Source organism: Rhodococcus sp. B50, assembly GCF_013602415.1.
In the GTDB taxonomy this organism is placed as follows: domain Bacteria; phylum Actinomycetota; class Actinomycetes; order Mycobacteriales; family Mycobacteriaceae; genus Rhodococcus.
Genome location: NZ_WPAG02000003.1, coordinates 610,550 through 632,811 on the forward strand (window position 1 = coordinate 610,550; position 22,262 = coordinate 632,811).

Annotated in this window: 18 protein-coding genes, 8 pseudogenes and 1 other annotated feature; of the genes and pseudogenes, 16 read left to right on the top strand and 10 right to left on the bottom strand. The window is 64.9% G+C overall.

All coding sequences use genetic code 11. From position 1 onward, the window contains the following. Positions 1-31 precede the first annotated feature (31 nt). The 3 genes and pseudogenes from GON09_RS29080 to GON09_RS27205 all read left to right on the top strand — a co-directional run. Positions 32-487, top strand: a pseudogene (locus GON09_RS29080) (helix-turn-helix domain-containing protein); the annotation flags it as partial. 67 nt (positions 488-554) lie between these two features. Then, positions 555-1,178: a transposase gene (locus GON09_RS28615; RefSeq protein ID WP_280521710.1), complete on the top strand. Its 624-nt coding sequence runs from the start codon at positions 555-557 to the stop codon at positions 1,176-1,178. A 128-nt stretch (positions 1,179-1,306) separates the two neighbouring features. Next, positions 1,307-1,522, top strand: a pseudogene (locus GON09_RS27205) (IS3 family transposase); the annotation flags it as partial. Between the two features lie 85 nt (positions 1,523-1,607). Here GON09_RS27205 and GON09_RS27210 read toward each other — a convergent pair. Beyond that, positions 1,608-1,820: a hypothetical protein gene (locus tag GON09_RS27210; protein ID WP_244867169.1), complete on the bottom strand. Its 213-nt coding sequence runs from the start codon at positions 1,818-1,820 to the stop codon at positions 1,608-1,610. A gap of 138 nt (positions 1,821-1,958) precedes the next feature. Continuing rightward, positions 1,959-2,699: an SDR family NAD(P)-dependent oxidoreductase gene (locus GON09_RS27215; RefSeq protein WP_244867059.1), complete on the bottom strand. Its 741-nt coding sequence runs from the start codon at positions 2,697-2,699 to the stop codon at positions 1,959-1,961. A gap of 175 nt (positions 2,700-2,874) precedes the next feature. Here GON09_RS27215 and GON09_RS27220 point away from each other — a divergent pair, with 175 nt between their 5' ends. From GON09_RS27220 to GON09_RS27255, 8 genes are all read left to right on the top strand, one after another. Further along, positions 2,875-4,221 (top strand): phenylacetate--CoA ligase family protein, encoded by a 1,347-nt coding sequence (locus tag GON09_RS27220; RefSeq protein ID WP_213935058.1) that lies wholly within the window; start codon positions 2,875-2,877, stop codon positions 4,219-4,221. Then, entirely contained in the window at positions 4,218-4,907 is a 690-nt protein-coding gene (locus tag GON09_RS27225) for a hypothetical protein (RefSeq protein ID WP_213935059.1), read from the top strand. The genes GON09_RS27220 and GON09_RS27225 overlap by 4 nt, the downstream gene beginning before the upstream one ends. A gap of 34 nt (positions 4,908-4,941) precedes the next feature. Then, positions 4,942-5,592 carry a TetR family transcriptional regulator gene (locus GON09_RS27230; protein WP_213935060.1) on the top strand — a complete coding sequence of 217 codons (651 nt, stop codon included), beginning with the start codon at positions 4,942-4,944 and terminating at the stop codon, positions 5,590-5,592. A 162-nt stretch (positions 5,593-5,754) separates the two neighbouring features. Beyond that, positions 5,755-6,789 (top strand): phosphotransferase family protein, encoded by a 1,035-nt coding sequence (locus GON09_RS27235; protein ID WP_213935061.1) that lies wholly within the window; start codon positions 5,755-5,757, stop codon positions 6,787-6,789. Continuing rightward, positions 6,786-7,562 (top strand): SDR family NAD(P)-dependent oxidoreductase, encoded by a 777-nt coding sequence (locus GON09_RS27240; RefSeq protein WP_213935062.1) that lies wholly within the window; start codon positions 6,786-6,788, stop codon positions 7,560-7,562. Before GON09_RS27235 ends, GON09_RS27240 begins: the two co-directional genes overlap by 4 nt. Positions 7,563-7,598: 36 nt before the next feature. Next, complete coding sequence (locus GON09_RS27245; RefSeq protein ID WP_213935063.1) at positions 7,599-8,831, top strand: acyl-CoA dehydrogenase family protein; 1,233 nt, start codon at positions 7,599-7,601, stop codon at positions 8,829-8,831. A gap of 69 nt (positions 8,832-8,900) precedes the next feature. Next, positions 8,901-10,319 (top strand): MFS transporter, encoded by a 1,419-nt coding sequence (locus tag GON09_RS27250; protein ID WP_213935064.1) that lies wholly within the window; start codon positions 8,901-8,903, stop codon positions 10,317-10,319. A gap of 133 nt (positions 10,320-10,452) precedes the next feature. Continuing rightward, positions 10,453-10,914 (top strand): transposase, encoded by a 462-nt coding sequence (locus tag GON09_RS27255; protein ID WP_244867060.1) that lies wholly within the window; start codon positions 10,453-10,455, stop codon positions 10,912-10,914. Here GON09_RS27255 and GON09_RS27260 read toward each other — a convergent pair. Then, a pseudogene (locus GON09_RS27260) lies at positions 10,866-11,177 on the bottom strand (transposase); the annotation flags it as partial. The gene GON09_RS27255 and the pseudogene GON09_RS27260 sit on opposite strands and share 49 nt — an antisense overlap. Positions 11,178-11,220: 43 nt before the next feature. Here GON09_RS27260 and GON09_RS27265 point away from each other — a divergent pair. After that, positions 11,221-12,618 carry an IS30 family transposase gene (locus GON09_RS27265; RefSeq protein ID WP_374195412.1) on the top strand — a complete coding sequence of 466 codons (1,398 nt, stop codon included), beginning with the start codon at positions 11,221-11,223 and terminating at the stop codon, positions 12,616-12,618. A 7-nt stretch (positions 12,619-12,625) separates the two neighbouring features. Here the strand turns inward: GON09_RS27265 and GON09_RS27270 are convergent. From GON09_RS27270 to GON09_RS27280, 3 genes and pseudogenes are all read right to left on the bottom strand, one after another. After that, positions 12,626-13,207: pseudogene (locus GON09_RS27270) on the bottom strand (DDE-type integrase/transposase/recombinase); the annotation flags it as partial. A 19-nt stretch (positions 13,208-13,226) separates the two neighbouring features. Beyond that, positions 13,227-14,462: an IS110 family transposase gene (locus GON09_RS27275; RefSeq protein ID WP_213935066.1), complete on the bottom strand. Its 1,236-nt coding sequence runs from the start codon at positions 14,460-14,462 to the stop codon at positions 13,227-13,229. A gap of 324 nt (positions 14,463-14,786) precedes the next feature. Then, positions 14,787-14,908 (bottom strand) — a sequence feature (AL1L pseudoknot). Continuing rightward, positions 14,816-15,195, bottom strand: a pseudogene (locus GON09_RS27280) (transposase); the annotation flags it as partial. It overlaps the preceding feature by 93 nt. Positions 15,196-15,563: 368 nt before the next feature. Between GON09_RS27280 and GON09_RS28920 the strand changes: the two are divergent. Next, a pseudogene (locus GON09_RS28920) lies at positions 15,564-15,674 on the top strand (hypothetical protein); the annotation flags it as partial. Positions 15,675-15,780: 106 nt separating this feature from the next. Continuing rightward, entirely contained in the window at positions 15,781-16,341 is a 561-nt protein-coding gene (locus tag GON09_RS27285) for a hypothetical protein (protein WP_307854576.1), read from the top strand. Here the strand turns inward: GON09_RS27285 and GON09_RS27290 are convergent. Next, positions 16,325-16,536, bottom strand: a pseudogene (locus GON09_RS27290) (hypothetical protein); the annotation flags it as partial. The gene GON09_RS27285 and the pseudogene GON09_RS27290 sit on opposite strands and share 17 nt — an antisense overlap. A 121-nt stretch (positions 16,537-16,657) precedes the next feature. On the opposite strand from GON09_RS27290, the gene GON09_RS27295 reads away from it, so the two are divergent. Together GON09_RS27295 and GON09_RS27300 are read left to right on the top strand one after the other, a co-directional pair. Beyond that, positions 16,658-16,966, top strand: a complete 309-nt coding sequence (locus tag GON09_RS27295) for a transposase (protein ID WP_213935068.1) — start codon at positions 16,658-16,660, stop codon at positions 16,964-16,966. Further along, a complete protein-coding gene (locus GON09_RS27300) occupies positions 16,963-17,892 on the top strand; it encodes an IS3 family transposase (protein WP_213935069.1) in 930 nt (309 codons plus the stop codon). Before GON09_RS27295 ends, GON09_RS27300 begins: the two co-directional genes overlap by 4 nt. Before the next feature lie 137 nt (positions 17,893-18,029). Here the strand turns inward: GON09_RS27300 and GON09_RS27305 are convergent, their stop codons facing one another. The 3 genes and pseudogenes from GON09_RS27305 to GON09_RS27315 all read right to left on the bottom strand — a co-directional run. After that, positions 18,030-19,136, bottom strand: coding sequence for an IS630 family transposase (locus GON09_RS27305; RefSeq protein ID WP_307854577.1), 1,107 nt, complete (start codon positions 19,134-19,136; stop codon positions 18,030-18,032). A 265-nt stretch (positions 19,137-19,401) separates the two neighbouring features. Beyond that, the gene (locus tag GON09_RS27310) at positions 19,402-20,796 is read right to left on the bottom strand and encodes an IS1380 family transposase (RefSeq protein ID WP_213934638.1); all 1,395 of its coding nucleotides are present in this window, start codon (positions 20,794-20,796) and stop codon (positions 19,402-19,404) included. Positions 20,797-20,846: 50 nt separating this feature from the next. Next, positions 20,847-21,858, bottom strand: a pseudogene (locus tag GON09_RS27315) (IS30 family transposase); the annotation flags it as partial. Positions 21,859-22,262: the final 404 nt, after the last annotated feature.

Here is a 22,262-nt window from a genome sequence, read left to right on the forward strand (position 1 = left end):
ACGGGTCGCGGTGCGTCCGAAACGCCACCGGATGCGGTGCCCACACTGCGACTATTCGACCCGCCACCGCTACGACACCCGCGACGTCGATTCGTCGTGGCGGCACCTGGACCTGGGCGGACGCATCTGTGTGCTCACCCTGCGGCGCCGGCGACTGCACTGCCCGGAGCGCGGGGTGTTGGCGGAGGCCGTCGACTTCGCCCGCCCCGGATCGGGGTTCACCCGCGACTTCGAGGACCTGGCGGTGTGGCTGGCCACCAAGTGTGACAAGTCCACCGTGTCGGTGTTCTGCCGAATCACCTGGCGCACCGTCGGCGCCATGTGCACCCGGGTCGCCGCCGAGAAGCTCGACCCGGACCGGCTGGCGGATCTGGTCGACATCGGCGTCGACGAGATCTCCTGGCGCCGACACCACAAGTACCTGACCCTGGTTTCCGACCACGACACCGGAACGATCGTGTGGGGCACCGAAGGCAAGTCCGCCGCCGCCCTCGACGAGTTCTTCACCGGCGCGCTGCCCGCCGACGCGGCCGAGAAGGTCGAGGCGGCGAAAGATGGACCTCGGTCCGGCCTATCGGAAGTCGGTGCGCGCCCACGCCCCGCAGGCGACGATCTGTTTCGATCCGTTCCATGTCGTCAAATTGGCCACCGCCGCGCTCGACGACGTGCGCCGCCGTCAGTGGCAACTCGCGCGCACCCTGTCGGACAAGCAGATCGCGAAAACCTACAAGGGAGCCCGGTGGGCGTTGTTGAAGAATCCCGACAACCTCACCGCCACACAGCAATCCACCCTCGATTCACTCAAACGCCACGGTGGTGCTCTGATGCGTGCCTACGAGTTGAAGGAGGCCCTGCGGGCGGTGTTTGCCGGTGACCTCGACGCCGAGCAGGTACTCACCATGCTCGGACGATGGTGTTCGTGGGCGCAGCGGTGCCGCATCCCGCAGTTCGTCAAGGTCGGCAGGACGATCCGGGAACACCAGGGCGGCATCCTCGCTGCAGTGACCCGGGGACTGGCCAATGGACGCCATGAGGGACTGAACAACAAGGTCCGGTTGATCATTCGCCGGGCCTACGGATTCCACACCGCGGAGAATGCGCTCGCGATGGTCATGCTCACCTGCGGACCGGTCACGCTGACTCTCCCATACCACACCGACCGTCACCCACATTCATGACAAGAGAGCCAAATTTTCTTGGAGAGGACAAGCCTCACCCACAAGGGTCCACCCGGTGATCGACCGCCTGGCCGCCGCCGAGGTCCCATCGACGTATGTTGCAGAGTGCTCGGAGTATCCTGGGGGCTTTCGGCGACAAGATCCGCGCTGCCGGGCTCATGCCGTCCTTCGGAACTGTCGGCGATGGGCTGGACAACGTGATGATGGAATTGTTCGGGTCGTCAATGCAGACCGAGTTGCTCAACCGGAAGAAGTGGAAGACCCGCCTCGAGCTCGCGAACGCGATCTTCGACTACATCGAGATCTTCTACATCCGGCAACGCCGGCATTCCTCGCTGGACTACCGCGCCCGATCGAACACGAATTACTATCCGAGTAGAATCCCATTCGCGCGAGACTTATCGCCCGACATGGAAACCGAGACGTTGGTCAGGTCAAGGACTGATCGACCACCGCGGTCGTGACGTAGTCACTTGCGACTGTTCTGACGGCGTAAACCAGCGGGAGACTGCCGGCCATCGAGAGTACGACGGCGGTGAAGTCCACGAAGGTATCGATGGTCGGGACGCGGTACGCAGGGATCAGGCGCCGCCCTGAGGTGAACAGCAGAACGATTACCGGGATGTTGATGAGGAGGAGCACGACCCCACACGACGAGTTGTTACTCCCGGCCGTCGAACTCGCCGAGGTCATCTCCGACGAATCCGACATCGAGGCCCCCTCGCACCTCGCTCGTCGCGCCGGAACGCCTGGATGTCGGCCGACGCCTGAATCCCCGCGTCAGCCCGCTGTTCGGCCGCCGTCGATGACGTAGCACTGGCCGATGATGTGTGTGGCTTCGTCGGATGCCAGGAACAGTGCCAAGTTCGCGACCTCGTCCGCGGTACCCAGTCGCCCCTCTGGTGACCGGCTTTCGAGCCTCGCGACGACCTCGTCCGGGGCGCTGTCCAGGATCGGCGTGCGGATCGTGCCGGGTGCGATCGCGTTGACCCGAATACCGCGCGCCGCATACTCATAGCCGGCCTGACGTGTCATCATCACCATTCCGCCTTTGGAGATGATGTAGCCGCTCGACCCCGGAGTCGCGCGGAAGCCCCCGGTGGAGGCGGTGTTCACCACCGATCCACCGCCGCTGGCCAGCATCAGGCGTAGGCCGGCCTGGAGCACGAGGAACGCACCGCGAAGATTCACGCTGTGGACCTTGTCGAAGACCTCGATCGGGTACTCGTGCAGCGGTGTGTCGGATGCCCCGCCGATACCTGCGTTGTTCACCAGGATGTCGAGGCCGCCGAATCTGGACTGTGCCTCCGCCTCCAGTGCGGCGACGTCGCTGTCGCTGCTGACGTCGCATCGGAACGGGAAGATGAGCTCCGATTCGCGTGCTATGGCCTCGACTCCCTCAGTGACGTCCGAGGCCAGGACAGTCGCGCCCTCGGCGGCGAACCGCAGCGCGATTGCTCGTCCGATCCCCGAACCGGCACCGGTAACGATTGCGGTCTTGCCCATGAGACGGTTTGCCATTTTTCAACTCCTGGTCATTGCGAACGACCCTGTGTCGGCCGTTCGCGAAACTTCGTGACACCGACTGTCATATCGTGCAATCATACATATGCTTGCAGAGCGCACAATCCGTCTGGGGTGTCCGGCGTCCCCGGCCGACGACTCGAACCACGAACGCATGGAGAAGGTGATGCGAATGAGCAGCGCAACCGATCAGAGAACCGGCGCGGCCGGCGCCGACGCAGTCGACGAGCACTTCCTCGAACCGGACGTCGAACTCTTGTCACGCGCCGAGATCGAGGCCGAGCAGGAGCGGCGGGTGCTGGACCTCGTCGAATATGCCTGGGCCAACTCCGGCTTCTACCGAGACTTTTGGGGCGCCACAGGCGTCACGCCCGCGGACATTACGTCGATCGCGGACTTCTGCGAGAAGATCCCGCTGATGACCAAAGACGACATCCGGGCGTACCGCGATCGAACGGGCGATTCCTTCGGCGGCCTGTTGTGTGTACCCTCAGGCGAACTGACCTCTGTGGTCACGAGTTCGGGCACATCCGGGGAACCGGAGTTGATGGCCGAGGTGTGGGACGAGATTCCACCAATCCCCGCCGTGTGCCTCCGCGACATGTGGCAGTGGGGTCTGCGTCCCGGTGATCGGGTGATCGCGGCCGCGGGGACGTTCAAGAACTACTGGGACACACTGTATTCCGCCATGGGTGTCGTACCGGTCTACGTCGATTCGTGGATCGGCAACGGCGAACGCCTGCTGCAGACGATTCACAAGTACAAGGTGTCCTACGTCCAGTTAGTGATGCCGCTGGTCCGCGAGTTGGAGTCGCTGGAATCCACCTACGACATGCGCGAGATGCTGTCCAGTCTGAAGTTCGCGGCGTTCGCCGGACAGCCGATGGGTGACGCTCTCCGCCGCAAGGTCACCGAGGACTGGGGTGTGCGCATCGCGATGTACACCAGCGCCGGTGACTGCGGGCTGGCGTGGGAGGGAACCGATCTCGATGGAATGTATCTGTGGGAGGACACAATTCTGCCCGAAGTCATCGATCCGGTGTCCCTGCGCGCGGTCGACGACAACGAGATCGGTGAACTCGTCTGCACCGATTTCGACAACCGGGTGGCACCGTACATCCGCTTCAGGTCCGGCGACCTGGTACGTCGCACCAGGGCGACGTCCGCGCTCGGGCGCAATCACTCGCGCATGTGGGTGATCGGGAGGATGGGAGACCAGCTCGTCGTCGCAGGAAAACCTGTGGTGGTCGCCGAGATATGGCGGATGTTGGAGGTGTTTCCCGAGACGAGCGACGCCCTGTTCCAGATCGTCAAACATTCGACGACGATGGACAGACTCCGCATCCGCGTCGGTTACGCACCGGAGGTGACCGGTGACCCGATCGAGCTCGAAACCAGGATCGTGGAACGGCTGGAGTCGTCGCTCGGCGTCGGTGTGGACCTGTACTTGATGACGACCGACGAGATATTCACGTACTGCTCCAGCGTCGCGAAGTTCCCCAGGGTGGCAAAGAAATGACACGTACATCGATGATCCATGCGACACACTCCAATGAGCGGTCTCCGATCCACGGCATCGTCGTGACCGAGATCGACGGTTTCGAAGTCGAGTACGAGGTCACTTGGGACGACTACGAACGCGATTGCGAATGGGCGCGAACCGTGATCGCCCGCGCCGGCATCGGCTCCGGTGACTTCGTCCTCAGCGTCACCCCGAACCACGAATTGCCATGGACAGGGCCGTTCATCCGCGCCTTCCGGGAGGTCGGCGCGACCTACGTTCCGGTTGAGCAACACGGCTGGGATGCACCGCGATTCACTTCGATGCTGAAGCGGCTACCCATCACGGTGGTCTTCGGCCTACCGTCGGAGACGCTGGATGCGATTTCCACTGATGCCGATACCGTTTCGCTGCTCGCAACGAAGCCCCGACTCATCTGGGCCCGTCCCGGCGCCTATCGGAACCTGCGACGACAAGGAGTGGACTGCCACCCGATGTCACCGATCGGTCCGGCACTGGGCATCGGGCTACCAGGCTCGGGCGACGCCATGCATGTCGATGGCTCGCAGTGGGAGATCGCAACGCGGCCGGGCGGGCTGGTGGTCTCGGGAACGGCGCAACGGTCCGCTCGGCTCGCCGACATCGCGACCGGTCTCGCTGGGGTGGTCGACCGCTCCGGGTCGGACATCCTCGTCACGCTGTGAGTATCGGCGCCGACGTCGGCGGTAGTGTCATCGTATGACCGAGCGCTCCACAGGTACACCGACCAGCAGCGTCACGGCGGGTCTGCGCGAACGCCGTACCGAGGCGGTTCGCGATGCGCTGACCGACACCGCGTTGAAACTGTTCGATGCGTCGTCGTTCGACACCGTGTCGGTCGGGGACATCGCAGCCGCGGCAGGTATGTCGGAACGTACCTTCTTCCGGTACTTCCAGTCCAAGGACGACGTCGTCCTGCAGTACGAACGAGCCCTCGACGCTCGGCTCGTCGACGCGTTGGCCAACCGGCCCGCTGCCGAGCCGCCGCGGGTTGCCCTGATGAACGCGTACATCGAGACCGCCGACACGCCGCTCCGACACCGGGACAAGGTGCGTCGGCGCGGACGCCTGCTGTCGGCGTCACCCGGCCTACGGAGCCGCGCGTGGGGCGAGCGGCAGTCGCGGGTCGATGCGATCTGCAGCGTTCTGCATCAGCGTTCCGGCGACGAGATGGGGTCCGACGAGGAATGGGCCTTGCGCATTCTCGCCGTCGCGATGTCCGCGGTGGCCACCGAGGCATGGACCACATGGGTCGAGGGCTCCGGCGCCGGCAACCCGGCCGACACGCTTCGGCATGCATTCGCCATCGCCGGGGCTCGCTGGGGCGGCCCGACGGAGGACGATTCGTAGTCCGTAGTCCACTCGCCGATAGAGTTGTCGGCCGCTCGGGGCCGCGATCCACAGGGATCGCGGCCCCGAGCCGTTTTCGGCCCCGAACACCCGTTGACAGTCGCTGACATATAGCTATATAAATAAGAAATGGCTGGGCAAGCGATCGACAGGAAACCGACTGTGCTGACCGAAGTGGACGCATCCGCGCTGAACGACTGGATCGGTGACCGTCTCCCCGATTCGGGCCACGAGCTCGTGGTCGAGCGGATGGCGCCGGGCACCGGGGTCGCCAACGAACTGTTCTGGCTGAGGCGTGGCGCCAGCGTGTGGGTGCTGCGCCGCCCACCGGCCGTCACGAACACACCTGGCGCCTCCGACATGACCCGCGAGTGGCAGATCCTGCAGGCGCTCGAGGGCACCGACGTGCCGCATCCGACCCCGTTGCTGTTCGGCGACGTCGAGAACGGCGCGATGTCGGTGCCGTTTCTCGTCATGGGCGCGGTGGACGGCTTCACCCCCGTCGGGAAACTGCCGGTCCCCTACACGTCGCCCGCCGCTCGGCGAGACCTCGGATTCGCGATGGTCGACGCTGCCGCAGACCTGGGCCGCGTCGACTACGTGCGCCAGGGTCTCGGCGAATTCGGCAGACCCGCAGGCTTTCTCGAACGGCAGGTCGCTCGGTGGAGCAAGCAGGTGGACAGTTACCGCACACGCGACATCCCCGGCTTCGACGCTCTCGCAGCGTGGCTGGACGCCAACCGGCCCTCGACCAACGAGGTCGGGCTGATGCACGGCGACTACAGCCCGTTCAACGTCATGGCGTCGCCCCATGACACCACGCGACTTGCCGCGGTGATCGACTGGGACACCGGCACCATCGGTGATCCGCTGCTCGACATTGCCCATCTGCTTGCGCGCTGGACCGAGCCCGGCGAAGAGCCGGCCATCGGAACCTGGGACATCGGTGACGGGGTGGCAGTCGATCGGGAGGGCCTGCCCTCCAGGCGCGAGATGGCAGAGCGGTACGCGGAGCGGTCCGGCCGAGACCTGTCGAATCTCCCGTTCTACCAGGCGCTGGCACTGTTCAAGTTGGCGTCGATCCTGGAGGGTCGGGTCGCACGGGCGACGTCTCCGAGCGATGCGGCCAACTGGTCCCGCATGGTGGATCGGCTCATCGACTTCGGTCGACAGTTCGCGTCGGGTGCACGCCGATGACGCCGCGCGTGCCGGACATGTTCGAGCTCTCCGGTTCGGTGGCGGTCGTCACCGGGGGGAGTCGTGGGATCGGCCTCGCGATAGCGGCCGGCCTGTCCCGTGCGGGTGCGTCGGTCGTCATCGCGAGCCGCAAGTTCGATGCGTGCGAGAGTGCGGCTGCGGCGATCCGCGCCGAGACAGGGAACCCCACCTCGGCGATCGCCTGTCACGTGGGCCGCTGGGACGACTGTCAGAACCTGCTGGACAGCGTGGTATCGGAATACGGACACTGCGACATCCTGGTCAACAATGCGGGGATGTCGCCGCGCTACGACTCACTCGTCACAGTGTCGGAGGAGTACTACGACAAGGTGACCGCCGTGAACCTCAAGGGCCCGTTTCGGTTGAGTGCGCTGTTCGGTGACCTGATGGCGAAGAACGGACGCGGGAGCATCATCAACGTCAGCACCATCGGTTCGCTGCGTCCTGGTGCGGACGAGCTCGTATATGCCTGCGCGAAGGCGGGATTGAATGCCCTGACCGTCGGCCTTGCCGAAGCGTACGGGCCGCATGTGCGTGCGAACGCGATTCTTCCCGGTGGTGTGGCGACGGACATAGCCGCCAACTGGCCGCCGGGGATGCTCGAAGAGGCGATCTCCGGGACGCCGATGAACCGTATCGGTGTACCCGACGACTTCGTCGGTGCCGCCACCTGGCTGGCGAGTGACGCATCGTCGTTCGTCACGGGAACCCTGTTGAGGATCGACGGCGGAAGGTACCGCCAGACCAGTTGAGGTCACCAGACCACACCTACCATCACGGAGCCACACATGATCGACTTTTCCATTCCTGCCGAGACACAGGCTCTTCGGGCTCGGGTTGCGGAATTCATCGACAAGGAAGTCCTGCCCTACGAGGAACAGGTCGGCCAACGACCGTTCGCGGACATCGTCGCCGAACTGCAGAAGGCGGCTCGAGCCGCGGATCTGTGGTGTCCGTTCATCCCGGTCGAATGGGGCGGAATGGGACTGGGACACGTCGCGAATGCCGTCATTCAACTGGAGGTCGGCCGGACGCCCCTCGCGGCCTGGGCGATGAACTGCATGGGACCGCAGGACGCGACGATGCTGACCCTGCTCGAACTGGGCACCGAAGAGCAGAAGGAGAAGTACCTCCGCCCGCTGGTGAACGGTGAACTCCGCGTGTGCTTCGCGATGACCGAGAAGGCAGCGGGTGCGGACGCCACCGGCATGCAGACCCTCGCCACCCGAGACGGATCCGACTGGATCATCAACGGGGAGAAGTGGTTCGCAAGTGGAGCCAGCCGTTCCGACCTGGTGTTGCTGATGGCCAAGACCGATCCCGACGCCCCGCGCCACCGGCAGTTCACGACCTTTCTCGTCGAGCTCCCGTGCGAAGGATTCGAGATCGTCCGGGACGTTCCGACGTTGCACGACGCCATCGAGCCGAGCTGGAACGGCGAGTACGTGACGGGCCATGCCGAGATCACCCTGAAAGATGTTCGCGTCCCTTCCGCGAACATCGTCGGGGAACTCGGTGGTGGATTCGCATCCGGACAACACCGACTCGGATACGGACGGATCCGGCACGGTATGTGGAGCATTGCGCGCGCTCAGCAGGCCATGGATCTCGCCGCGGAACGGGTGCTGTCGCGTAAGACCTTCGGGAAACCGTTGGGGGACCGCCAGGGCGTCCAGTGGATGCTCGCGGACTGCGCGCGTGACCTGTACATCGCGCGACTGATGGTGCTCCACATCGCGTACTGCATGGAACACGGCATCGACATCTCGCAAGAGAACTCGATGGCCAAGAACTTCATCGCGGACATGCTGAGCAAGGTCGTCGACACGGCACTGCAGCTGCACGGGTCGCTGGGGTACACGATGGACACTCCCCTCGCCGCGTGGTACGCGGAGGCGAGGATGCAGCACCTGGTCGACGGTCCCGACGAGGTGCACCGCTGGCGCGTCGGCAAGAAGGTTCTCGCGGCATTCGAGGAGCACGGCACCACCGCGTCGGCTGCCGGCGGCGGACTGTTCTGAGACACCGAGACGAGACCATGCCAACAACTCAGGCCCTGACCGCGAATACAGCCCGAACGAGGTAAAGCGATGTCTACTGGACCCACTCACGCCCACCCGTCACCGGGCGCCGCGTCGAATCTCACTGCGGAGCAGATCTCGGCTCGCCTCGATCGGTTGCCCCTGCGTGGCGTGAGCCGACGCATTCTCCTCGTGATGGGAGCGGCATTCTTCTTCGATCTCGCAGACCAGAGCATTCTGGGGATCGTGGCCCCGACCCTGCGCGCCCAGTTGGGATTCGAGCTCGACGACATAGCGATCCTCGTCTCGTGCACCTACGCGGGCCTGTTCCTGGGCGCGGTGCTCGGAGGCCGAGCCGCGGATCGACTCGGACGAATCCCCGTCATCGTCGCGGCACTGATGACCGCCTCCATCGGTTCCGGATTGCATGCGCTCACGGAGAGCCTGGGAGTCTTCATGGCACTCCGGATCGTCTCTGCCATCGGAATGGGCGCCTTGTTCGTGACCGCCCTGTCCTATGTCGTCGAGATCAGCCCCCTCCGCCGGAGAGGATCGCGGACCGCACTGACCTACTTCGCGGGCATGTGTGGATCGGCCGTCATTGCCACGTTGTCTCGCTTCATCATTCCGAGTGGGCCGGACGGGTGGCGCATCTTCTTCGCGCTCGGGGTGTTCGGTGTGCTGGTCATCCCGTTCCTTCGCGGAATCCCCGAGTCGCCATTGTGGCTTCACAGCCGGGGGCGGTACGACGACGCGGAATCAGCGCTGACCCGGCTGGAGAGCGGTACCGCGAAAACAGAGTCCCTCCCGCCTGTGGAGACAACCGAATCCAACGTGTCCGTGCAGGTCCAGGATGAGAACAGTTCGGGTCAGTGGCGCAACCTGTTCCGAGGCAAACTTCTTCGCACAACCCTCCTCCTGTGCTTCATCTGGATCGTGTACGCGTCGATCACGCAGACCTTCAGCAGCTGGCTGCCCACGATCCTGCAGCTGCGAGGCTTCAGCGGTGAGTCACTGCTGACGATCAACGCCATTGCGATCTACGGCTCTCCACTGGGTTGTCTGCTCGCCTTCCTTGTCGCAGACCGTCTGTCCCGCCGCGTCCTGATGGTCGTTACCGCGGTCGGTGCGGCGATATGTACGGCCATCTACGGAGCCGTGCCAGCGGCGGGCATCATCGCCGGTGCCGCATTCGGTCACTTCGTCATGATCGCCTGGTTCTCGCCGCTCCTGGCCGCGCTCATGGCGGAGAGCTTCCCGAGCAACCTGCGTTCGACCGGCAGCGGTGTGGCCTTCGGCGCCGGCCGGATGAGCAATATCGTGGTGCCTTTCACGCTCTCGGCCGCACTCACCGCTCTCGGTCCGTCATTCGTCGGTTGGTACATGACGCTCGGCTGGCTTGCAGTGGCAGTGGCAGTGGCAGTGCTGATGTCAAAGTCCACTGACTCTATGCAGGCTCCCGGGCGTGAATCCGTCAGTAGCGACTGAACCACCTGTAAGCTTGATTTCTAACCTGGGGCGTTCCGAAGAGTCGCCGTCGGTGCTGTTGTTCGGCGTGTCGTAGAGGGAAAGGGCGGCCACCGCCCAATCATCTTGGGGTTCCTTCCACAGAACATCCGAGATGAAGACAGGCGGTGGGGTGAGTATCAGTGTGCCCGACGCGGTGGCCGTCGGCGAGCAGCCGCGCATCGATGCGCGTGTCGACCTGGCCGCGTTCCGTCGCGCGTTCCACCATTGCCTGACCGCCCGCGGCGATGCATTGTTCGAGCTGACCGATGCACTGCTTTGCGCCGGCGGTGCGGTACGGTCCCTCGTCGAGCTCTCCTTGACTCCCGAACATCGGCGGGGCCACGGCGCCCTGTACGACGGAATAAGCAGTGGTCGAATAGATGTCGATGGGTTGCAGCGTGTGATCGCCGCGTTGCCGATCCCGCGTGTTCACGGTGGCCGGATCGTGTTGACGGTCGATGTCAGCGCGTGGCTGCGTCCGGATGCCTCCACGATGAACCGCCCTGGATCGAGTGGAGACTTCGTTCAGGCCACCTCGAGGATCGAGGCGGCGGTGGGGCGCTGTTCACGGTAGCGCGTCTCGTACTCGATCGGCGACAGATAGCCGATCGACGAATGCAGTCGGTCCGCGTTGAACCAGTGGACCCACTCGGCGGTCTCCCGCTCGACCTCGGCCCGACCGGACCAGGACTGTGCCCGGTCGATCAACTCGGTCTTGTACAGACCGATCGTCGACTCCATCAGCGCGTTGTCGAGGGCGTCGCCGACGCTGCCGATGGAGCCGGCGATGCCCGACTCGACCAGAGCTTCGGTGAACGCCAGTGATGTGTATTGGGCGGATTCAACCGGTCGTCGCAACACCCCTGACCAGGAGGTGTGCATGGGGCGACCGGCCGGGTGGTTGAAGGAGCTGACGGGTCGATCGGCGATGATCTCACCGGGTGCGCCGGCAACTCGGCGCAGCATCGAACGCGAGTTCTGGAGAAAGATCGCGGAGGGACTGTCCTCGGAGGACGCGGCCGAATCGGTGGGTGTGTCGCCGGCGGTGGGTAGCCGTTGGTTCCGTCAAGGTGGCGGGATGTCGACGATCGAACTGACCGAACCCGGTGGGCGGTACCTGTCGTTTTCCGAGCGGGAGGAGATCGCGGTCCTGCGGGCGCAGGACGTCGGTGTGCGGGAGATCGCGCGCAGACTCGGTCGCGCCCCGTCCACGATCTCGCGTGAACTGCGACGCAATGTCGCTACCCGCGGCGGCATGCTCGAGTACCGGGCGTCGGTCGCTCAGTGGAAGGCCGAGCTGATGGCCCGGCGGCCCAAGACCGCGAAGATGGTGGCGAACCCGCTTCTGCGTGACTATGTTCAGGACCGGCTCAGCGGTGTCATCCGAGGTCCCGATGGTGCGATCGTGACCGGTCCGGTGGTGCCGCAGTGGAAGGGCCGACGCAAGCCCCACCGGCAGGACCGGCGGTGGTCGACGGCGTGGAGCCCGGAGCAGATTTCGCATCGACTCCTCGTCGATTTCCCGGAGGATGAGTCCATGCGTATCAGCCACGAGGCGATCTACCAGTCGTTGTACATCGAGGGCAGGGGCGCGCTGAAGCGGGAGCTGGTCGCGTGCCTGCGCACCGGCCGGGCATTGCGGGTGCCCCGAGCTCGGTCGCGGAACAAGCCACAGGGGCATGTCACCGAGGACGTGGTGATCAGCGAGCGTCCCGCCGAAGCCGAAGACCGTGCTGTTCCAGGCCATTGGGAGGGCGATCTCATCATCGGTACCGGCCGGTCCGCGATCGGCACCCTCGTCGAGCGCAGCAGCCGATCGACGATCCTCGTCCACCTACCTCGTCTGGAGGGCTGGGGCGAGAAGCCACCGGTGAAGAGCGGCCCGTCCCTCGGTGGATACGGCGCCGTCGCGATGAACACCGCACTGAAGGCATCGATGACGACACTCCCGGAGCAGCTCCGCAAGACCCTGACCTGGGATCGCGGGAAGGAACTGTCCGGTCATGCCCAGTTCGCTCTCGAGACCGGCACGAGGGTGTTCTTCGCCGACCCGCACTCACCCTGGCAGCGACCGACGAACGAGAACACGAATGGCTTGTTGCGCCAGTACTTCCCGAAGGGAACCGACTTGTCCCGCTGGACGTCCGAGGACCTTGAGGCAGTAGCGCTGGCTGTCAACAACCGACCACGAAAAGTGCTGGATTGGAAGACTCCGGCTGAAGTGTTTACCGAGCAGCTACAGTTGCTCGAACAACGCGGTGTTGCATCGACCGGTTGAATCCGCCTTGACTTCCGGCATCGGAGTGATGAACCAATCCTGTTGATGTGAAACGGAAATCAGTTCGTCTTCTCGTGAACAGGGCCTGCTCGAGAACACCGTGGACCAGCGGGGTGGACTTCGTCGTCATCACCCGCCAGCCCAATATGCGACGCGAGAAGACGTCGACACAGAATGCGGTGTAGACGAACCCGGCCAACGTCCACACATACGTGAAATCGGCTACCCACCATTGATCCGGACGCTGCGGTGCATCCCAGTTTCGTTCGATCAGGTCCGGATGTCGGGGTGCTCGAGCATCATGCTCGGTGGTGACCATGCGGCGTCTGCCGCGCACGACGCCGGTGATGCCGGTGAGCGTCATCAGACGGGCCACCTGATCGCGGCCCATGCTGTGACCGGTGCGTTTCATCGCGTGCCAGAGTTTGCGGACACCGTAGACGCGTCGATTGGCCACGTACACCGCATGCACGGCGTTCGCGGCGTAGGCGTCGGCCAGCTCGGCGGCGGAGACACGTCCGCGCGCCTTGGCCTTGTAGTAGGTGGACGGGGCGATGCTGATGCCGTGCTCGGTGAGCACGGCACAGACATCGCATGTGGCCAATCGGTCAAGGAACGGTCGTCGTCCCGAGCTCTTGGTGGGGGTGCGCGAACGCTGCGGTGGCGTCGTAGAGCTGCCGTGTGTCCAAGCAGTGGTGAAGCATGCCGAGGAAACGATTGGCCAGGTTACGCGACGCTGCGGTATGGGTGTCGCCCTTGTTGCGGCGCCGATCGTAGTGGGCTCGGGCCTCGGTGGAGTGCAGGATCAGCGGCAATGCCCACAGGTAGGCGGCATGATTCAGTCGCTTGTTCCGCACGAGGCGAAACCTCACCGTCGTCTTCGTTCCACTGGCCCGAGTCACCGGCGCGGTGCCGGCATAGGCTTTGAGCCCGCGTGCGGTCGTGAAACGCTCACGGTCGTCACCCATTTCGCCCAGGATTCGGGCACCGAGGATCGTACCGAGCCCGGGAAAGCTCGTCAGAATCGGCGCGTCGGGATGCTCGGTGAACTCAGTTGTCAGCGCCGCTTCGAGCGAATCGACATTGTCGGCTGCTGTCGCGAGCGCCCTGGCGTATGCCTGTGCTTGCCGACCCATCGCGTCCTCCACCGATGACGGTTGGCGCAGATGCGGACTGCGCAGACCGGCGACAATCCTGCGGGCCTCGACATCGACACCACGTTTGCGTCCTCCTCGGCGTAAGGCGGCGGCCACCGTCGACGGACGCAGCATCGCCGCCGCTGCCGGGGTCGGTGCCAAGCGCAGCACCGTCCGAGCGCCCATCGTGGTCAGGTCGTCGAAGGTGTCCAGAAATGCGGGAAAGTACTGCCGCAGCAAAGAACGCGCCTTGCTGGTGATCTGCTGCCGATCCCAGATGGCGTCCTGGTGCGCGCGGGCGAGAACTTTGATGGCCTGGGCTTGGTCGCTGTCCCGCGGTAACCGTCGGTGATTGTCGCAGTCGGTGCGCAAGATGTTGGCAAGCACGAGCGCGTCGGCGGTGTCGCTCTTCGCTCTGCTCGGTGAATAGCGATCCCGGTACCGGGACACCGACAACGGGTTGATCGCGTACACGTCGGCCCCCGCGGATCGCAGCGCCGCCACGAGCAGACCCTGTGTTGTTTCGATGGCGATCGGCAGTCCGTTCAGACCTTCCGACCGATGGTCGAGGATCAGCTCGGTCAGTCGGCCGACCCCGGCGATGTCGTCGCTGATGCGTTCTGTGACCAGCACAGCACCACGATCATCGATCACCGCTATATCGTGATGTCCTTCTGACCAATCGATTCCACACCACACCTCGTTCATTCGGAATCTTCTCCTTCCCTTTCGGAAGGGCGCGTAGCCAGGCCGGCTGCCCGTCCCTTGTCGAACCGGGAAGGTTCGTCGGCGCTCTAATGAGCAGGCCTCTGGGGCCACCATCGCATCGGCCGTCTCGCCAACCTTCCACCGACCGATCGGCCTCACGCGCTGCCCGCCAGGACTGTGATGTCCTGATCGACGAAGTGCTCACCGACCAGCGGTCCGATATCCCACCCTGCACCCCGCATCAGGCGAAGGGTGGGAGCCGCGCCGGATCCGGCTCACGGTCTGCCGCACAAGAGCTGCGGGCTCGGATCGGCTCGAGAAGTCCGGGCCAGGCACGGCTACCGGTTTCATTAGATCGGCTCGACCCCGTAATCGGTCTTGTGGGCGTCGATGTAGTCGACGATCACCGCAGTCGGCGGTCGACCTCCGCCGCCGCGAAAAACGCACTCGCGGTCTTCAAGATCTCGTTGGCCCTGCGCAGCTCGGCGTTCTCTTTGCGGAGCCGCCGCATCTCGTCGGCATCGACGGCTTCACCGGACATCAACACCGCCGGCGTGCCCGCCCTGTCGGCCGCCTCGATCCAGTTCCGCAGTGTCGCCGGCGCGATGTCGAGCAGCTCGCCGACATGGCGCCGGGCGGCAGTCTTCGAGCCTCCGTGTTCGGCGATCCGGTCCCGATACATCCGGACCGCGCGCTCCTGGGTCTCCGCGTCGTACTTCCTCGGTGCAGGCATACCAGCATTCTCCTTGTTAGATCAGGAGCCTCCACCTCGTCCAGGACGGTTCACGAGCCCGCAGCGGGCGTTCTGCCACGTCTACGGGCGCGGGAAGGATGCGGCGCAGCTGGTCCCCGGATGGCACTACTCGTTCGTCGCTGCCCTCGAACCCGGCCGCACGTCGTGGACGGCGGTGCTCGACGCGGTGCGCCTGCACCCCGACGACGACCCGACCGCCGTGACCGCCGCGCAGATCCGGAACGTGGTCGACGGTCTGCGGGCGGCCGGCTATCACCGCGACGACGACCCGGACATCCTGCTGGTCTTCGACGGAAGGCTACGACCTGCCCCGCCTCGCATTCACTCTCATCGACCTGCCGGTGGTCGTGCTGGGCCGGCTGCGCGGCGACCGGGTGCTGTGCTTTCCGGCGCCGCCGCCGGGCCGCACCGGACGCCCACCCCGGCACGGGGCGCAGTTCCACTTCGGCGACCCGACCCCCTGGCCCCCGCCCGCGGTCGCCACCGCCACCGGCCGGTACGGCACGGCACGGCGACAGCCTACTCGTGGAATCTGCTGCACCCCAAGCTCACTCACCGTGGGGTGTGACCGATCATCCGGGATCGCCGCCGATCGTGGAGGGCACGGTGATCCGGCTCGAGGTCGAGCGCCTGCCCGGGGACCGGCACCCGGCGCCGGTGTGGCTGTGGTGCTCGGATCCGGATGTGGTCCTTGCCGAGGACGTCGACCGGTTGTGGCAGCTGTTTCTGCGCCGCTTCGATCTCGAGCACACCTTCCGCCTGTTCAAGCAGACCCTGGGATGGACCGCCCCGAAGATCCGCAGTCCCGAGGCGGCCGACCGGTGGACCTGGATCGTCATCGTGGCGCACACCCAACTGCGGCTCGCCCGGCCCCTCGCCGAGGATCTGCGCCGCCCGTGGGAGCGACCCCGGCCGCCGGGACGGTTGACTCCGGCCCGGGTCCGTCGCGGGTTTCCGCACATCCACCGGACGGTGCCCACTCCGGCCGGGGCGCCGAAACTCTCCCGGCCGGGTCCGGGGCGTCCTCCCGGCTCGAAGAACACCCGGCCCGGACCCCATCACCACGTGGGCAAACGCAGCAGAACCGCCGCGCAGAGCCCAAGTCATATCAGCCAGGCAGGTTAATCGGGACTGCTGCGTGATCGGGTGACAGGTTCGGTCGCGCAGCCTGTGCGGCTGGTGTGGTCATGATTGTCTCGAACTCGACGGCGTCAATCTGCCGAGTCGGAGCTGACGTCGCCGGCGGTGATAGGTCCGCTCGATCCAGGTGACGATCGCGATGCGCAACTGCTCGCGTGTGGCCCACCGCTGCCGATCGAGGGTTCGGACGAATTTGCGGCTGCGAAATTGGGCGAGTTCAACCGGTCGATGTGAGCTTCCCCCGCCTTCCCGGAGACTTCCGAACCAGGTTTGATCGTAGGAACCGAGGAAGGACGTCATCGTGGGAACGAGGAAGTATCCACCGGAGTTGCGTGAGCGTGCGGTCCGGTTGTATCGGGAGTCCGATCCGAAGCCGGTGCTCCGGCGGCTGGCCGAGCAGCTGAACGTGCATCCCGAGGCGCTGCGGACCTGGATCCGGCAGGCCGAGGCCGATCACGGCGAGCGCGACGACCGGCCGACGACGGCGATGCTCGAGGAGAACCGGCGCTTGGCGAAGGAGAACGCGGAGCTGCGTCGGGTCAATGAGGTGCTGCGGGCGGCGAGTGCGTATTTTGCGTCGGAGATCGACCCGACCCGGAGAAGGTCATGAATTTCATTGACGACCATGACTTCTCGGTCGGTCTCGTACTACGGGTCCTGGATATCGCGTCGTCGACCTACTACGACTGGCGGGCACGGGTGACCCTGCCGTCGCGGCGGCGACGGGAGGACGCCGCACTGCTGGAGTTGATCGATGAGATCCGCGCCTCGCACGAGTTCGCCGCCACCTACGGCTCCCCGCGGGTCTGGCTCGAACTGCGCCGCCGCGGGGTGCGGGTCGGCCGTAAACGCGTCGAACGGATCATGCGGGAGAACGATCGCCGCGGCGCCTACCTGCGGAAAGGCTGGAAGGGTGGCTCGACGAAGCAGAATCCGCGGCACACCGCCGCCCCGGACCTGCTGGAGCGCGATTTCACGGCAACGGCACCGAACCGCAAGTGGGTGGCGGATCTGACGCGGATACCGACCGGTGAGGGAGTGCTGTGGCTGGCCAGTGTGCGTGACGCCTTCTCCAACAAGGTCGTCGGCTGGCGATCCGGGCCGAGAGCGGACACCGATCTGGTGCTCTCCGCGCTCGACTATGCCCTGTATTCCCGCGACATCCGGGCCGGGGAGCTGACTTTCCACAGCGACAAGGGCTGTCAGTATACGGCGGTTCGGTTCACGCAGCGGCTCGTCGATGCCGGCATCGCCCCGTCCACCGGCAGCGTCGGGGACAGCTTCGACAACGCGCTCGCCGAAAATCTGTGGTCGACCTTGAAAATTGAATTGATGTACTGGCCTGCAATCACTTTCGCCACTCGATCGGAGGCGGAGTTCGCGTTGTTCCGCTATATCGACGGGTGGTACAACCCACGCAGGATTCAGGCCGGCTTGGGCGGTCTCTCACCGGACGAATACGAACACGCTTACCACGACCGACCAGGTGGACAGGAGGCAGATATTATCCAACCTGAGCTCATCGGAGCCATGTAGAAAAGTTTCCGGAGAAGCGGGGGAACCTCAATGCAACACCGGGCTACTGGAGTGAACGTAGCTGTTCGGCGAATACTTCGGCCGGGGTCCGCCAGTCGAGGATCTTGCGTGGCCTGTTGTTGATCGCTAGTGCCTCGTCAAGCAACCTTGGCCGTGTAATGCGGGTACTCGGTCCACGACCGGATCGGTGAGTCCGGGGCGAACTGGGTCTTCGGCTCGGCACGAGCATTGCGCCACCGCACGTATGCGGCGATCGCAGCGTTCTGCTCGGCATGACTGCGATGATCGGTGCCATTGAGCGCGAAATACCGCAACGCCGCGAACTCGGATTCGATCCAGTTCAACCACGACCCGTAGGTCGGCAAGAACACCAACTCAACATCGTTGTCGGCGGCCCACCGACCCACACTCAGGTGCCGGTGCGGGGAGAAGTTGTCGAGCACCACATACAACTTCTCCCCAGGCCACCGGGCCCGCAACACCTTCAGAAAGTCGAGGAACTCACCGACACGCTTGCGCGGACGAATCCGGTAATACATTCGGCCGCTGGACAAATCGAGTGCGGCGAGCATGTGCATCACCCCGTCGTAACGGTGATACGTCGCCCGCAACCGCAACGGATGCGTCTGCGGTCGCCACGATTTCCCTTTCCGCGGCTGCAGGTTCAACGGACCGAACTCGTCGACGCAGACCACCCGAGCGTCGGCCGGCGGGGTGTCGTACAGGGCGAGGATCGTGTGCATCTTCGACAGGAAATCCGGATCGGTCGATGCCTTCCACGTGGTGGTGGCCTGCCAGGTGACCTTCCCGTCACGCAGGATGCGACGCAGTGTCTCGCGGCTGATCGCCGGCACGATCTTCTGCGCGATCAGATGCTCGGCGAGCTTGGCCAGACTCCAGGTGGAGAACGCGGTGATTTTCCAATCGGCGGGGGACGTCCGGGCGATCAAGCAGATCTTCTCGCGGGTCTGCTCATCGATCGCCTTCGGTCGTCCCCCGTTCCATTTTGGGTGCAACGCCTCGAATCCCTGCTCGTTGAATGCGTGGATGACATCGCGGACGTAGTCGTCGCTGACCTGCATCAACGAGGTGATGTCCTTGACACTCTGGCCTTGCGCGGACATCAGCACCACGATGGCGCGACGGAGTTTGATCGGGTCTTTGGCGGTGCGACTGATCTTCTGCAGCCGTCGCCCTTCCTCCATGGTCAACGATCGGACGAACACGCTCGGTTTGCGTGCCACGACCACCTCCTTGTATCGGCTCGGAGATAGTCTGCCGTGGACGTGTCGGTCAGCCGGGGATTACCCGGTCAACGATCTGTGTCGAGCCACTAGCCTCAATCTTTCGTGAGTCCCGCGTGCCGGCCTGACCAGTTCGGATTCGATGGTGGAGGCGGTGGATCCGGTGTGCATCCACGCTTGGTCGCCCGACACGGTCGGGTGACGTCGGGGTCCACGGCCCCGAACTGAGTGTCCTTTCGACTCGATAAATGAAGATTCGTGCAGGTCACACAGGTGCAGGTAGCGCGGTGAGCCGGTTCAGGCCGGCCACGAGAACATCGACACCGGGAGCCGTCGCGGCCAGCCGCAGCCGAACCTGACGGGCATGGCGGGCGATCTTCCCGGCGATCGACAGCACCCGCAGCCGCAGCCGTTTCGGCTCCCACCGCCGCGCCGGGACCTCGGTGAATGCCAGCATCTGCATCCACGCGGTCAACTCGCATGCCAGTTGCACGAGCGCGAGCCAGATCCGGTTCTGATCGAACCCGTGCAGCGGAAGATTCTGCAGCCCGGTTGCTTTCGCTGTCCGGATCCGGTCCTCGCACCGAGCCCGACGGCGGTGCCGCAACTCCAGATCGGGGAGTTGCCCGCGGCGGGTGTTGGTCACGAACGCCGTCAACCGCAGGCCGTCACGGTCGGTGAACCGCAACTGCGCACCCGGATGCGGTCTCTCCTTCCTGACGATCACGCGCATGCCGGTCGGCCACGTCGACAGGTCGAGCAGCCCGGTGATCTCGGTGACCCAGGCCCCGTCCCGGACCTGCCCGTCCGAGTCGTAAGCCGGAGTCCATGCCTGCTCGGGAACCAGATCGATCGCGGCGGCATAGGCGTCGGTCAACCCGAATCCCACCGAATACGAGAGCCTGCGCTTGGTCAGATACTCGATCAAGGAGTGGGTGCCACCGGCACCATCGATCCGGACCAGCACCTTCTTCCCGACCCGATATCCCGGGTCGAACGGCAACTGCGCCAGGGCGCCCTGCACGACAGTGACGTGATCGGCGGCGGTGTTCGAACCGGCATTGCCCGGGCGCAGCAGCATCGCGACGGGTTCACCGGTGCCGTGCTCACCGTGGTCGACGAACGCACACAGCGGATGAAACCCGAAGCCGCGTTTGAAGTTCGGGGCAGCAGATTCCTTGTCCGAGTGCGCGGTGACGAGGGTGGCATCGATGTCGATGACCAGCGGTGTGTGCTCGTCGATGGCGTGATCGGGTGCCACCGACCCGGCGGCGGTCCAGGCGTGGGCGCGGGCGGTAGCGCGGGCCCGTCCGATCGCGGCGAGAGCGGTGTCGGCATCACCGGCGAGGGTGGTGATCAGGCGGGAGACAGTCGGGTCGGAGGCCACCTGGCCGAACAGTTCGGGGTGGGCGCGTAGTTGGTTGATGTCGGCGAGGCAGTCCCCGCCGATCGCCAGGGAGAGCGCGAGGTCGAGGAGGATCTTGCCAGGATCGTGGCGTGCCAACGGTTTCCGGAACTGAGCGAGTTCGGTCGTCAATGCTGTGGTGAGGCCGGTTTTCTCGGCGGTGCGCAGCAGCAGGACAGCGCCGGCATGGGACACGACGCCGGTTCCGGTACCCGATGCGGACAGGTGTGGGTAGGGGGACGTAGACTTGCTCACCTGAAGGGTGCTCCTGGCTCACGCGATTGTTCAACCTTAGACAAGTCGAATTATCGCAGGTCGGAGCACCTTTCTTTCTGTGTGACACGGGTTGAGGTCGAATTTCCGTGAAAGCCCCGGGCTAGGACGACGGCTTCGAGGTCCTCGGCCGTCCAGCGGGACAGATCGGTTCCCTTCGGGAAGTACTGGCGCAGTAGGACGTTCGTGTTCTCGTTCGTCGGTCGTTGCCAGGGTGAGTGCGGGTCGGCGAAGAACACCCTCGTACCGGTGTCGAGAGCGAACTGGGCATGAGCGGACAGTTCCTTCCCGCGGTCCCAGGTCAGGGTCTTGCGAAGCTGCTCGGGAAGCGCGGCTATCGAGGTCGTCAGCGCGGTGTTCATCGCGGCGGCGCCGTAGCCCCCGAGGGAAGGGCCGTTCTTCACAGGCGGCTTCTCTCCCCAGCCTTCCAATCGAGGCAAGTGCACGAGAATCGTGGAGCGGCTCCGGCGTTCGACCAGCGTGCCGATCGCGGACCGGCCGGTGCCGATGATCAAGTCGCCTTCCCAATGGCCTGGAACAGCACGGTCTTCGGCCTCGGCTGGACGCTCACTGATCACCACGTCCTCGGTGACATGCCCCTGTGGCTTGTTCCGCGACCGAGCTCGGGGCACCCGCAATGCCCGGCCGGTGCGCAGGCACGCGACCAGCTCCCGCTTCAGCGCGCCCCTGCCCTCGATGTACAACGACTGGTAGATCGCCTCGTGGCTGATACGCATGGACTCATCCTCCGGGAAATCGAGCTCGAGTCGATGCGAGATCTGCTCTTCGGCTCCACGCCGTCGCCCACCGCCGGTCCTGCCGGCGCGGTTTGTTCAGTCCTTTCCACGCGGGCGTGTCAGGGCCCGGGGCGACGGTGCCGTCGGGTCGGCGGACCGCACCGCAGAGCCGTTCTTGCACGTACTCCCGCAACCTGTCGTTGTCCACCAGCTTCGCGGTTTTCGGGCGCTTGGCGGCCTGCTGCGCTTTCCACTGCGCCACCCCGGCCCGATAGACCCGCTCACCGCTGCGGGTCGCCGCATTTCGCGGTGCACTGTCGGGCGACCGGGGAGGAGCAGTTCACGCGTGTGCGAGCGACCAACCAGTCGACGACCACGCGAGCGACCCACGTCCTGTTCGGGTTCGGCGGGTCCGGTTGACAATCCGACGTTCCATCATATAGTAAACTCATTTAGCTAATATGCTCTGCTGTTCGCTTATCGACGGAGGGGTAAGGAGCACCATGAGGGACGCAGTCGTTGTGGCACTGGCGCGGACACCATCGGAAAGCATGGGGGAGGGCTCGCTGCCGTTGACGTAGCCGATGCATCTGCCCAGGCGCTGGACGGCCTGGTCGAGCGTTCGGAAGTCGACTCGGCGCTCGTCGACGACGTGCACTGGGACAACGTCCTGAGCGTCGGACAGTAGACGGGGAACATCGACCGTGTAGC